This is a genomic window from Streptomyces sp. NPDC058284 (assembly GCF_042881135.1).
Classification (GTDB): Bacteria; Actinomycetota; Actinomycetes; order Streptomycetales; family Streptomycetaceae; genus Streptomyces.
On record NZ_JBHVYE010000019.1, the window covers coordinates 19,294 to 32,203 of the forward strand.

Below are 12,910 nucleotides of genomic sequence, written 5' to 3' on the forward strand. Positions count from 1 at the left end.
CTTCGGCGGGTGCGGGGGGGGGGCGGGTTCCCTTTGGTGGCGCGCGGCCCCTCAGTCCCTCAACCCCTCAGTCCCTCAGTCCTTCTCAAGGACGAAAGACGCCCGCACAGTGCCAAGGCCCGCCGCCTTCGCCTCGACGAGATACGTTCCCGGCTCCGCGACTCCCGCCGAAGGCGTAGCGCAGTGCGGAGCGCTGGGCCGCCGGTCCCACTGGACGGAGTGCGTGACCCGCCCCTCCGACGGCACCCGCAGCAGCAGGCTCCCGTCGCCGGAAGGGCAGTCGGCCGACGACCAGAACTCGTCGTCGCCGTCGGCCTGAGTGATCGTCAGCACCGTGCCCTTGCCGCCCAGATCGACCTTGCAGGCCTTGTCGCCGCTGTTCTGGGCGATCAGCTCGAACTTCGGCTTCTCGTCGATGCCGTACGTGTTCCGGATGCTGCGCAGCTTCAACTTCACGTCACCGCTGGTGCAGTTGGGCAACCGCGAACCGGCCGAAAGCCGGTCACCCGACCCCCCGCCCCCCTTGGCGTCATCACCGGAGCCACCGCCCACAGCACCCGCCGAGCCACCGGAGCCGCCGGAACCACCGGCCCCGCCCGAGCCGGAACCGGAGCCCCCCGAACCGCCCGAGCCCGAGCCGGAGCCCTCGCTCGACTCGTCCCGCCCGCCCGGGTGTTCACTGATCGCGGGCCCGGACCCGGGGGGGCCTGGAGTGATGGACGTGGCGGGTCCGTTGCCGCCCGGCCCGTCGGCATCGTTCTTGCCGCCGCCGCCACCGGAGACGACGATCCAGACGACGAGCAGTACCAACAGGCCGAGTACGGACAGCAGAACGGCCCTCCGACGCCAGTAGATGGTGGAGGGAAGCGGCCCGACCGGATTGCGCAGAGATCCCACGCCCAAACCTTACGAGAGATCCGGTACTTCTCCCGCCCCACCCGCCGCCTTGAGCCACAAAGTTTGCGGATCATCATCCTGGAACCGCCCGCCACCCCTGTCCATGGACAGGGTCTGTGACGGGTCGATCGCCAGGTGTGACGATTCGGCCCCACTCCGTACCGTCCGCAATCATGGACACCATGACGGACGACCTCTACCGCGACATCACCGACTTCGCCCACGACACGCCGTCGTGGTTCCAGCACCTCGCCGAGGTGTGGACGGAGCTCGGCCTGCTGCTCTTCGGCGTGCTCTTCATCGTCGCCTGGTGGCGGGCGAGGCGCGGGGAGCCCCGTGCGCTGGCGATCGCGGTGCTCGCTCCGCTCGCCACCGCGGTGGCGTACGTGGGCAGTGAGTTGCTCAAGTCCGCGATCGACGAGGAGCGTCCCTGCCGTGCGGTGTCCGGCGCGCTGAACCCGCTCGTCCAGTGCCCGCCGCACGGCGACTGGTCCTTCCCCAGCAACCACTCGACGATCGCGGGCGCCGCCGCCGTCGGCCTCGCGCTCGCCTGGCCGCGCATCGCGGCGCTGACGGTGCCGATGGCCGTGCTCATGGCCTTCTCGCGGGTCTTCGTCGGTGTGCACTACCCGCACGACGTGGCGGTGGGCCTCGTCTTCGGCGCGGTGGTCGTGTTCGTCCTCGTACGCATCACCACGCGCGCCGTGGCGCGGGTCACGCTGGCGATGCGCGGGTCGTCCACGGGGATCGTGAAGTGGTTCGCGGGCCCGGGCCCCGTACGCGCCACCGCCCACGCGCACGCGCACCCCTCAGCCCCGGCCGCGGTACCTGCTCACGGGCCCGCGACCCACCGGCCCGCCGCCCACGGAGCCGCCCCCCAGGACCCCGTCGCCTACGACCCGGCGGCGTACGACTCCCCGACGATGTCGTTCCGCCGCGACGACTCGAACTGGAGCTGACCCGGCCGCGAGGGATTCGCTCCGTCAGCCCGTCTCAGTCTTCGTCTTCGTCTCCGTCTCCGTCTCCGGGACGAGCCCCGCTTCGTACGCGACGATCGCCGCCTGCACGCGGTTCTTGACGCCGAGCCGATCGAGGACCGTGCTGACGTACGCCTTGACCGTGCCCTCCACCAGATGCAGCCGGGCCGCGATCTCCGGGTTGGACAGGCCCGCCCCGGCCAGGCCGAGCACCTCGCGCTCGCGCGGGGTCAGGGCCTCGACGCGGGCGCGGGCGGTGGCGCCGCGTTCCATGCGCCGGGCGCCGAAGCCGTCGATGACGTGCCGGGCGACCTTGGGCGAGAGGAAGGCGGCGCCGCCCGCCACCGCCCGTACCCCCGCGATGAGTTCGTGCGGGTCGCCCGACTTCAGCAGGAAGCCCGTGGCTCCGCCGCTCAGCGCCCGCGCGATGTACGCGTCTTCGGAGAACGTCGTCAGCATCGCGACCGCGGCGCCCGGCACGGTCCGGACGATCTCCTCCCCCGCGGCGAGGCCGTCCAGGCGGGGCATGCGGATGTCGAGGAGCGCCACGTCGGGGCGGTGGGCCTGCGCCAGCGCCACCGCCTCGCGCCCGTCGCCCGCCTCCGCGACGACCTCGATGTCCCGGCCCGCGGCGAGGATGGCGCGCACGCCGGCGCGGATCATGGCCTCGTCGTCAGCCAGGAGAACGCGGATGGCAGACCGCGTCCCGTCCGTGCCCGCCCCTTCCGCGCCCTCCCCTGCTCGGCCCGCCGCTCGGTACTCGTTCACCGCGTCCTCTCCCTCTCCCCGTCCCTCATGTTCGTCACCGTAGGAATGACGGTCTTGTCCACGAGACGGCCCTCGGCTCGTCCGTCCTCGGCGCGTCCGTCCTTGCCGAAGCAGATCCTGAAGTGCGCCACGGCGGTGAAGAGTTCGCCGCTCGCGCGGTAGTACACGCAGTCGGCGTCCGCGGGCGGCGGCGTGGGCGCCCGTTCCAGCGGCGGATCGGCGACGGTCCTGTCCGGCAGGACGCGCTCCGCGTCGGCGCGGCTCTCGCCGACGCGCAGGCGCGCGTAGTCGGCGGGGTCGAGGACGGAGTGCGTCCGTGAGTACGCGTACCAGGCGAAGGCCCCCCCGACGAGCAGCGTGCCCGTGCCGACGGCGATGCCGAAGGCCAGGACGGTGCGGCGCCGGGCGTACGCGAGGCGGACGCCGGCGGACGGGGGCCTCGTGGGGGCGGGCCGGTCGGCCGGGATGCGGGCGGTGACCCGGAAGCCGTCGCCGTACGGGCCGGCGGAGAGGGTGCCGCCCGCATCCGTCACGTACGTACGCAGGGCACGCAGGCCGGAGCCGCCACCGGGCGCGGACGGGGGCGGCCCCGGAGTGTGCGAATCCCCGTCACCCTTACCCCCGTCACCGGTGCTCCCGTTGCCCGTACTCCCGTCGCGCGGCCCGCCGTTCGTGACCGTCACGGTCGTCGCGGAGTCGTCGCGCGCCACCGTCACGGTGACGTGGGCGCCCGGTGCGTGCTTGGCGGCGTTGGTGAGGGCTTCCTGGACGACGCGGTGGGCGACTCCGCGAGTCGGCTCGGCGGTGCCGTCCGGGGCGCCGCCTCCGGCATCCGCGTACGTGATGCTCAAACCCGACTCCCCGGCACGCGCCACGAGCGCCGCGACGCTCTCGCCCGCCGGGGCCAGCGGCGCCTGCTCGTCGCCCTCCTCGCGGAGCAGGCCGATGATCGCGTGCAGCCGGTCCGTCGCCTGCGCGGCGGCGGCGCGGAGGTCGGCGGCGGCCTCGCGGTGCGGCTCGGGCAGGTCGGGGGCGACCTGGAGGGCGCCCGCCCGTACCGCGATCAGGCTCAGCTCGTGGCCCAGCGAGTCGTGCATGTCCTGGGCGATACGGGCCCGTTCGCGCAGCCGGGCCCGGTCGGCGACGATGCGCTGCTCCCGCTCCAGCTGGTCGGCGCGGGCCCAGCCGGCGGCGGCCAGTTCCCGGCCCTGGCGCCAGTAGCGGCCCGCGAGCCACGGGAAGGCCGCGCCGAACACCAGCGTCGCCATGAGGACGAGCCACTCCACGACCGGGTCGACATCACGTGCGGCGATCTTGACGGTGCCGACGACGGCGATGCCGCCCAGGGCGAGCAGCGCCGGGCGGGCGTGGTCCGCGCGGCGGCCGAGGAGCAGCGCGAAGACGGCGAAGGCCGGGCCGAAGCCGAGGGTGAAGAGGGAGGGCGCGGTGAGGAGGCCGGGGGCAGCCGCGAGGAGGAAGGCGTGGAGCGGGCGGGTCCGGCAGACGGCGGCGCCGATCGCGAGGACGGCCAGGCCGGTGAGTTGCTGTGCGGCGGAACGCGGCTCGTTCAGGCCCAGCCGGTCCACGGTCACGACGGGCACGGCCAGGGCCGCCCACAGCAGCGCGTCCCCCGTTCGTCTCCCCACGCCCCCGACGCTACTTCCCCCGCACGCTCACCCGCCCCTGCCGATCGTCAGGTCCTCCCCGAGCAAGCACGCCCTCCCCGAGCACGCACGCCCCCCACCCCAGCGCCACTCCACCCCTCCACCCCCGCGAAACCCACGAGCCGAACCGCGCGGTTGGCCCGCGCCCCGCCGCCCCCGTGGCAGGATCGGGTGTGCCATGACTGCGCCCACGAAGCCCATGCCAGACAGCCCAGCCCAGCGTCCCGCCCAGAGCCACACCGAAGGTCCCGCCGCCGGAGACGTTCCCGGGTCCGCCGGTGCGGACCTGCACACCCCCGTCATCGCGTGGTTCGACACACACGCCCGTGATCTGCCGTGGCGTCGTGCGGACGCCGGGCCGTGGGGCGTGATGGTCAGCGAGTTCATGCTCCAGCAGACGCCGGTCAGCCGCGTCCTGCCCGTGTACGAGCAGTGGCTCGCCCGGTGGCCCCGGCCCGCCGATCTCGCCAAGGAAGCGCCCGGCGAGGCCGTCCGCGCCTGGGGCCGGCTCGGCTATCCGCGCCGCGCCCTGCGGCTGCACGGCGCCGCCGTCGCCATAACGGAACGGCACGGCGGCGACGTACCCGCCCAGCACGCCCAGTTGCTCGCGCTGCCCGGCATCGGGGAGTACACGGCGGCGGCCGTCGCCTCGTTCGCGTACGGACAGCGGCACGCCGTGCTCGACACGAACGTGCGGCGCGTGTTCGCGCGGGCCGTGACCGGCGTGCAGTACCCGCCGAACGCGACGACCGCCGCCGAGCGCAAGCTCGCCCGCGCCCTGCTGCCGCAGGACGAGCGCACCGCGTCGCGGTGGGCCGCCGCCTCGATGGAGCTCGGCGCCCTGATCTGCACCGCCAGGAACGAGAACTGCGCGCAGTGTCCGATCGCGGCGCAGTGCGCCTGGCGCGCGGCGGGGAAGCCCGCGCACGAGGGCCCGGCCCGCCGGGGTCAGACGTACGCGGGGACGGACCGGCAGGTGCGGGGCAAGCTGCTCGCCGTGTTGCGCGAGGCCGTGGTGCCGGTGCCGCAGGCCGTCCTCGACCGGGTGTGGGACGAGCCGGTGCAGCGGGCCCGCGCACTGGACGGACTCGTCGCGGACGGTCTCGTCGAGCCGCTGCCCGACGGCCTGTACCGGCTGCCGCTGACCTGAGAGCCTGTCTTTGCACGCCCGGCCGCCGAGCCGAAAACCGTAGTTATCCGGCGGATTCCTGCGACTGTTACACAACCTACGTACAGCCGTGCGTCCGCCGCTGGCTGCTCCGCACAACCTCGTGACAACGCCTCCGTACCTTCGTATCCGTACCGCAGAGCAGGGACAGCGGTCGGCATTGGGGACGGAACGGAGGCGGTTTGGTATGGCGCACGGCGAGGTGCTCGAGTTCGAAGAGTACGTCCGCACTCGGCAGGATGCCCTGCTGCGCAGCGCCCGGCGCCTGGTTCCGGACCCCGTGGACGCGCAGGACCTGCTGCAGACCGCGCTCGTGCGGACGTACGGCCGCTGGGACGGCATAGCCGACAAGCGGCTCGCGGACGCCTACCTGCGCCGCGTCATGATCAACACGCGTACGGAGTGGTGGCGGGCCCGCAAGCTCGAAGAGGTGCCCACCGAGCAGCTGCCCGACGCGAGCGTGGAAGACTCCACCGAGCAGCACGCGGACCGCGCGCTGCTGATGGACATCATGAAGGTGCTTGCTCCCAAGCAGCGCAGCGTCGTCGTGCTGCGACACTGGGAGCAGATGTCCACAGAGGAGACGGCCGCCGCCCTCGGCATGTCGGCCGGAACGGTCAAGAGCACGCTGCACCGGGCGCTCGCACGGCTCCGCCAGGAGCTGGAGAGCCGCGACCTGGACGCCCGCGCGCTCGAACGTGAGGAGCGGGAGAGTTGCGCGGCCTAGGCCCTCGGGTCGGACGAAGCGTGCAGGCGGCGACCGCGGCGATGACCGCGGTCGCCGCCCTCGGCCTTTTGCTCTCCGCCTGCGCGACGGGCGGCTCCGGCGCGCGCGACGAAGGCCCGGCAGGCGGTGAGCCCGTGGTCTCCGCGGTGCCGTCCCCGTCGCCCTCGGCCTCCACGCCGATGCCCGCGAAGAAGGTCGACGCGGTGCGGCTCGTCAAGAACGACCCGCAGGTCAGTCCGGCGATCAAGCGGGATCTGAAGCCGTGCGCGGGAAAGGCGTACCCGGTCGACGTGTCGTACGGCAACCTGACCGGAGGATCTGTCTCCGATGTGGTGGTGAACGTGCTGACCTGCGGTGACGCGGTGGGCATCGGGAGTTACGTCTATCGCGCCCAGGGCGATAAGTACGAGAATGTCTTCAAGGCCGAGGAACCCGCCTCCGTCTACGCCGAGATCGACCGGGGCGACCTGGTCGTGACGAAGCAGCTGTACGCGAAGGGCGACTCGGTGGCCTACCCCTCCGGCGAGGAAGTGATCACGTACCACTGGTCCACCAACCGCTTCACCGAGTCGGGGCGCACGCACAACGACTTCGGCAACGCGGTGGACGGCGAGTTCGAGCCGCCGTCCGCGGACTGACCCCGCCTCCCCACCGACGACTCCCCCCACGTATACGGAACACCGCACGCCGCACCGAAAAGGACTGAGAGCATCCGATGGCAGAACAGACCCACGTCCTGTTCGTCGAGGACGACGACGTCATCCGCGAGGCCACCCAGCTCGCTCTGGAGCGCGACGGTTTCGAGGTGACGGCGATGCCCGACGGCCTCGCGGGCCTGGCGGCGTTCCGTGCCGATCAGCCGGACATCGCGCTGCTCGACGTGATGGTGCCGGGCCTCGACGGGGTCTCGTTGTGCCGCCGCATCCGGGACGAGTCGACGGTTCCGGTGATCATGCTGTCGGCGCGTGCCGATTCCATCGACGTCGTGCTCGGCCTGGAGGCAGGCGCCGACGACTACGTGACGAAGCCGTTCGACGGCGCCGTCCTCGTCGCCCGCATCCGCGCCGTCCTGCGCCGCTTCGGGCACGCAAGCGGTCCCGGCTCGGCGGGCTCAGGGCCCGAGGACGGCGGGGGCACGGACGGCGGAGTGCTGCACTTCGGCGATCTCGAGATCGACACGGTCGGCATGGAGGTGCACAAAGGCGGTACGCCGGTGGCGCTGACGCCGACCGAGATGCGCCTGCTGCTCGAATTCTCCTCCGCGCCCGGCACGGTCCTCTCCCGCGACAAGCTCCTGGAGCGCGTGTGGGACTACGGCTGGGGCGGTGACACCCGCGTCGTCGACGTCCATGTGCAGCGGCTGCGTACGAAGGTGGGCCAGGACCGCATCGAGACGGTCCGCGGCTTCGGCTACAAACTCAAGGCGTGAGCACACGCGTGACGGGCATCCGCTGCGGCACCAGTACGCGCACCACCACACACACCGACCACAGGGCACTCAGGGGACGACGCGTATGAACGGGGGGCGCAGGGCGATCGAGCGTGTCCGCGAAAGGCTCCGGTCCGGCCCGCACCTCCGCAAGGGCCCGCGCTTCCGCCGGAACCTGAACTTCCGCACCGGCGTGCGCTGGAAGATCGCCGCGGCGATCGCGCTGGTCGGGGCGCTGGTCGCCGTCGCCCTGAGCCTGGTCGTGCACAACGCCGCACGTGTCTCGATGCTCGACAACTCGCGCGACGTCCAGGACGAACGCATCCAGTTCGCCCTGCGGCTCTACTCCTCCGCCTCGCAGCGCCAGACCCTCCAGTTCGGTACGAAGGTCGACGACCCGGAGCTTCCGCAGGAGCTGCGCCAGAAGGTGCTCAAGGGCCGCCGCGCCACCTTCGTCGAGCAGAAGCCCGACGGTGTGCCCGACATCTGGGCCGCCGTACCGCTCGCCGACGGGCACGTCCTCTCGCTGCACTCCCGTTTCACCGACCGCAGCGCCACTGTCATGAAGGACCTCGACCAGGCCCTGGTCATAGGGTCGATCGCGGTCGTCTTCGGCGGCTGCGCCCTCGGCGTGCTGATCGGCGGCCAGCTGTCGCGGCGCCTGCGCAAGGCGGCGACGGCGGCGAGCGAGGTCGCGCAGGGGCAGACGGACGTGAGTGTCAGCGACGCGATCGGCGGTGTCGTGAAGGACGAGACCGACGACGTGGCGCGCGCCGTGGACGCCATGGCCGACGCGCTCAAGCAGCGTCTCGAGGCCGAGCGCCGGGTGACCGCGGACATCGCGCACGAGCTGCGTACGCCGGTGACCGGGCTGCTCACGGCCGCCGAGCTGCTGCCGCCCGGCCGTCCGACCGAGCTGGTCAGGGACCGCGCGCAGGCGATGCGTACGCTCGTCGAGGACGTACTGGAAGTGGCGCGCCTGGACTCCGCCGCCGAGCGGGCCGAGCTGCAGGACATCACGCTCGGCGAGTTCGTGTCCCGGCGCATGGCGATACTGACCACGGACGTGACGGTGACGGTCGTGCACGAGTCGGAGGTCACCACCGACCCGCGCCGCCTCGAACGCATCCTCGGCAACCTCGTCGCCAACGCCACCAAGCACGGCAAGCCGCCCATCGAGGTCAGCGTCGAGGGCCGGGTGATCCGGGTGCGCGACCACGGCCCCGGTTTCCCCGAGGCGCTCCTCGACGAGGGGCCGAGCCGCTTCCGCACGGGCAGCACCGACCGGGCGGGGCACGGGCACGGTCTGGGCCTGACGATCGCGGCGGGCCAGGCCCGGGTGCTCGGCGCGCGGCTCACCTTCCGCAACGTACGCCCGGCGGGCGCGGCGCCCGACGAACCGGCCGAGGGCGCGGTGGCGGTGCTGTGGCTCCCGGAGCACGCGCCGACGAACACGGGCAGCTATCCGGTGCTGAAGCTGCCGGACAACTTCTGACCCTGCCGCCGCGTACCGGCACGCCGCATACCGACACACGCCGCATACCGACACGACAAGGCCCCCGGCGTCTCGCGCCGGGGGCCTTGTTCGCTTCGCCGAGGAGGCGGGCGGTGGGGACTACATGGGTTCCGCGACCGTCTTCGCGTCCGCGGGGCCCGAGCCGCGCAGCGGGATCTCCTTCACGAAGAGCGCCGCGAGGAGTGCCACGACGGCGATGGCGGCGCCGAGCAGGAAGGCCGAGTGCGTACCGGACGACACCGCGTGCTGGTAGGCGTCCTTGACGGGCAGCGGCAGGTGCTTGAGGCTCTCCGCGTCCAGCTGGGCGGACGACTCGGTGACCTTGCCGCCGAGCGCTCCGGCGCGGTCGGTCATGACTTCCTGGACGCGGTTGTTGAAGAGCACGCCCATGATCGCGACGCCGAACGAGGAGCCGAGCGTACGGAACAGGGTGGCCGAGGACGAGGCGACGCCCATGTCCTTCATCTCGACGCTGTTCTGGGCGACCAGCATCGTGATCTGCATCAGGAAGCCCATGCCGGCGCCGAGCACGGCCATGTAGAGGCCCGAGGTGAGCCGCGAGGTCCCGGTGTCCATCTGCGCGAGCAGGAAGAAGCCGGTGATCATCAGGATGGTGCCGATGATCGGGAAGGACCGGTACTTGCCGGTGGAGGTGGTGACCCGGCCCGCGACCATCGAGACGGCCATCATCGACAACAGCATCGGGAGCAGCAGCAGACCGGAGTTGGTCGCCGACGCGCCCTGCACCGTCTGCTGGTAGAGCGGCAGGAAGAGCATCGCGCCGAACATCACGAAGCCGGTGATGAAGCCGATCACGGCCATCAGGGAGAAGTTGCGGCTGCGGAAGATGTGCAGCGGCATGACCGGTTCGGCGGCCTTCTTCTGTACGAAGAGGAAGCCGATGAGCGAGGCGACGCCGATCCCGATGAGCTCCATGATCACGGCGGAGCCCCACGCGTACTCCGTACCGCCCCAGGTGGTGACGAGCACGAGCGAGCTGATGCCGACGGTGAGCAGGGCCGCGCCGAGGTAGTCGATGCGTCCCTGCGCCTTCTTCTTGGGCAGGTGCAGGACGGAGGTCACCATCACGAGGGCGACGGCGCCGAGCGGCAGGTTGATGTAGAAGGCCCAGCGCCAGCCGAGGTGGTCGGTGATGGAGCCGCCGACGAGCGGGCCGCCGATCATCGCGACCGCCATGACGCCGGTCATCATGCCCATGTACTTGCCGCGGTCCCGCGGCGGGATCAGGTCACCGATGATCGCCATGACGCCGACCATCAGACCGCCCGCGCCGAGCCCCTGGATCGCGCGGAAGCCGATGAGCTGGTTCATGTTCTGCGCCATGCCGCTGAGCATGGAGCCCGCGAGGAAGATGACTATCGCGGTGAGGAACGAACCCTTGCGCCCGTACATGTCGCCGAGCTTGCCCCAGATGGGGGTGGAGGCGGCGGTGGCGAGGGTGTACCCGGTCACGACCCACGACAGGTGCTCCATGCCGCCGAGGTCGCCGACGATGGTCGGCATCGCGGGGCCCACGATCATGTTGTCGAGCATCGCGAGCAGCATGGCGATCATCAGCGCCATGAGGACGACGCGGACGCTGCGGGGCTGCGGCTCGTCCTTGGCCCCGGACTTGGCCCCGGCCTCGACCGTCACCCCCGCTAGTGTCTCCGCCTGCGCCTCCGCCTGCGCCTCCGCCTGCGTCTGCGCCTGTATCTCCGCCTGCGTCTCCGACTCGTCGGCGTACGCCGTACCGGGTCCGGCGGTCGCCGCCCCTGGCCCGGCTTTCTCCCTGGTCCTGGTCTTGTCTGACGACATGTTCCCCACTCCCCGTGCTCCCCGCACTGTCCTGACTCCCGCCGGCCCCCGGCACTTACTTGCCGACCGGCTAGTTGACTACACTGAGGGAAGGTAGACCCCCAACTAGCCGGGCGTCAAGTAAGTTATTCGAAGTACAGTGGAGCCGAGGAGCATCCCGATGGGCACGGGCACGAGCATGAGCAAGCAGCAGCGCCGCGGGAACACACGCCAGCGCATCCAGGACGTGGCCCTCGAACTCTTCGCCGAGCAGGGGTACGAGAAGACGTCACTGCGCGAGATCTCGGAGCGCCTCGACGTCACGAAGGCGGCGCTGTACTACCACTTCAAGACCAAGGAAGACATCCTCAACAGCATCTTCGAGGACCTGACCAGGCCCATCGACGAGCTGATCGCCTGGGGCCACGAGCAGCCGCGGCCGGTCTCCCTGGAGGTCAAGCAGGAGACCCTGAGCCGCTACAGCGAGATCCTCGTCGAAGCGGCGCCGCTCCTCCGCTTCATGCAGGAGAACCAGGCGACGATGCGCGACCTGAAGACCGGCGAGAGCTTCAAGGACCGCATGTTCGGGCTCTACGAGATCCTCAAGGATCCGGACGCGCCGATGGCCGACCAGGTGCGCTGCTTCAGCGCGCTGTTCACCATGCACGGCGGGATGTTCGCGCTCAAGGACGCCGAAGGCGACCCCGAGGAGAAGCGCAAGGCCATCCTGGAGGTCGCCATCGATCTGGTGACACGGGCGCACACGGGCGCCTAGTACTCACATACTGCTCAGACCTTGACGCCCACCGAGTGGAGGAAGGCGACCGGGTCGACGGCCGTGCCGTAGTTCGGGGTCGTGCGGATCTCGAAGTGCAGGTGCGGGCCGCTGGAGTTGCCGGTGTTGCCCGAGGCCGCGATGTGCTGGCCGGTGCCGACGGTCTGGCCCACCCGGACGTCGATCCTGGAGAGGTGCGCGTACTGGGAGAACGTGCCGTTGCTGTGCTTGATCACGACGGCGTTGCCGTACGCGGGTCCGTCACCGGCGCCGTTCGGGCCGGCCTTGACGACGGTGCCGCCGTGTACGGACGCGACGGAGGTGCCGATCGGCACGGCGAAGTCCTGGCCGGAGTGCTTGTGGGCCCACATGTTGCCGCCGAGACCGAAGGTCGCGGAGAGTGTGTAGTTCTTGACCGGGTCGATCCAGGCGGCGGCCTTCGCGGCGGCGGCCTTCTTGACCTCGGCGGCCTTCTTGGCCTCGGCCTCGGCCTTCTTCGCCTGAGCCTCGGCCTTCTTCGCCTGCGCGGCGGCCTGCGCCTTGACCGGGTTCGCGGTGACGCCGGACAGCGCGCCACCGCTCTTGGTGTCCCCTGCGGCGACCGAGACCCCACCGCCGAGGACCGCCGACGCTCCGATGCCGAGGGCGAGCACGGCCACACGGGCACCGAGGAACGACGAGCCGGGGCGGGGAGACTGGGTGCGCTTGAGCATGAGGATGTCCTCCGGGGTGTACGACGGCGACGCCTGACGCGACGACCGAGGGGGGCATGAACGGACCCGGCGGGCGGGGCGGGTGGATCACCCGCCGACCGCGCTTCGCCGGGCCTGCCATCCCTTGGTAACCCCCCGCCCCACGGATGCTCAAACCCCCCTTCTACTACCCGAAGCCGTAGCGGCGCGGGAGCATTTAGCCCTCTTGAGGAGCTGAAATCCGGACAATTACCCCTTAGTCCGATAGAGCCATGTTCGACCCCGCCCCCGGCTCAACCGCACGTCGGGCGGCCCGCGAGTTCCTGACCCCCCGGTCACGGTCCAGGCTCACTCGGATGCGACGGAGGTCCCCGGGGTTGCGGGCCGAAGGTCCCGAGCGGGCCCCTCTCGGCATCGACTATTCCGCCTAGTACGTGACGTAGGTCCTGTGCGCCATGTCACCGCCTCCCGGGATCCACTCCGCCGCGAGTGTGACCGGG

Annotated in this window: 12 protein-coding genes; 7 read left to right on the forward strand and 5 right to left on the reverse strand. The window is 71.3% G+C overall.

Annotated features, from left to right (window positions below; all coding sequences use genetic code 11):
• Positions 1 to 75: 75 nt before the first annotated feature.
• Entirely contained in the window at positions 76 to 897 is an 822-nt protein-coding gene (locus ACFVYR_RS24935; protein WP_384259099.1) for a hypothetical protein, read from the reverse strand.
• Positions 898 to 1,070: 173 nt separating this feature from the next.
• On the opposite strand from ACFVYR_RS24935, the gene ACFVYR_RS24940 reads away from it, so the two are divergent.
• Positions 1,071 to 1,856, forward strand: coding sequence for a phosphatase PAP2 family protein (locus ACFVYR_RS24940; protein ID WP_384259101.1), 786 nt, complete (start codon positions 1,071 to 1,073; stop codon positions 1,854 to 1,856).
• A 24-nt stretch (positions 1,857 to 1,880) separates the two neighbouring features.
• On the opposite strand, the gene ACFVYR_RS24945 is transcribed toward ACFVYR_RS24940, so the two are convergent.
• Entirely contained in the window at positions 1,881 to 2,537 is a 657-nt protein-coding gene (locus ACFVYR_RS24945; protein ID WP_384259216.1) for a response regulator, read from the reverse strand.
• Between the two features lie 101 nt (positions 2,538 to 2,638).
• Positions 2,639 to 4,288: a sensor histidine kinase gene (locus ACFVYR_RS24950; RefSeq protein ID WP_384259103.1), complete on the reverse strand. Its 1,650-nt coding sequence runs from the start codon at positions 4,286 to 4,288 to the stop codon at positions 2,639 to 2,641.
• A 196-nt stretch (positions 4,289 to 4,484) separates the two neighbouring features.
• Between ACFVYR_RS24950 and ACFVYR_RS24955 the strand changes: the two genes are divergently transcribed.
• The 5 genes from ACFVYR_RS24955 (at position 4,485) to cseC (ending at position 9,125) form a co-directional block, all read left to right on the forward strand.
• Entirely contained in the window at positions 4,485 to 5,456 is a 972-nt protein-coding gene (locus tag ACFVYR_RS24955) for an A/G-specific adenine glycosylase (protein WP_384259106.1), read from the forward strand.
• Positions 5,457 to 5,661: 205 nt separating this feature from the next.
• A complete protein-coding gene (locus tag ACFVYR_RS24960) occupies positions 5,662 to 6,201 on the forward strand; it encodes a SigE family RNA polymerase sigma factor (RefSeq protein ID WP_055567865.1) in 540 nt (179 codons plus the stop codon).
• A 41-nt stretch (positions 6,202 to 6,242) separates the two neighbouring features.
• The gene (locus ACFVYR_RS24965) at positions 6,243 to 6,839 is read left to right on the forward strand and encodes a hypothetical protein (RefSeq protein WP_389612724.1); all 597 of its coding nucleotides are present in this window, start codon (positions 6,243 to 6,245) and stop codon (positions 6,837 to 6,839) included.
• 77 nt (positions 6,840 to 6,916) lie between these two features.
• Complete coding sequence (gene cseB / locus ACFVYR_RS24970) at positions 6,917 to 7,630, forward strand: two-component system response regulator CseB (RefSeq protein ID WP_384259108.1); 714 nt, start codon at positions 6,917 to 6,919, stop codon at positions 7,628 to 7,630.
• An 85-nt stretch (positions 7,631 to 7,715) separates the two neighbouring features.
• Complete coding sequence (cseC, locus tag ACFVYR_RS24975; RefSeq protein ID WP_384259110.1) at positions 7,716 to 9,125, forward strand: two-component system sensor histidine kinase CseC; 1,410 nt, start codon at positions 7,716 to 7,718, stop codon at positions 9,123 to 9,125.
• A gap of 120 nt (positions 9,126 to 9,245) precedes the next feature.
• On the opposite strand, the gene ACFVYR_RS24980 is transcribed toward cseC, so the two are convergent.
• The gene (locus tag ACFVYR_RS24980; protein ID WP_384259221.1) at positions 9,246 to 10,730 is read right to left on the reverse strand and encodes an MDR family MFS transporter; all 1,485 of its coding nucleotides are present in this window, start codon (positions 10,728 to 10,730) and stop codon (positions 9,246 to 9,248) included.
• 394 nt (positions 10,731 to 11,124) lie between these two features.
• Here ACFVYR_RS24980 and ACFVYR_RS24985 point away from each other — a divergent pair, with 394 nt between their 5' ends.
• Positions 11,125 to 11,718, forward strand: coding sequence for a TetR/AcrR family transcriptional regulator (locus ACFVYR_RS24985; RefSeq protein WP_384259112.1), 594 nt, complete (start codon positions 11,125 to 11,127; stop codon positions 11,716 to 11,718).
• A 14-nt stretch (positions 11,719 to 11,732) separates the two neighbouring features.
• On the opposite strand, the gene ACFVYR_RS24990 is transcribed toward ACFVYR_RS24985, so the two are convergent.
• Positions 11,733 to 12,431 (reverse strand): M23 family metallopeptidase, encoded by a 699-nt coding sequence (locus ACFVYR_RS24990; RefSeq protein WP_384259115.1) that lies wholly within the window; start codon positions 12,429 to 12,431, stop codon positions 11,733 to 11,735.
• Between the last annotated feature and the right edge of the window lie 479 nt (positions 12,432 to 12,910).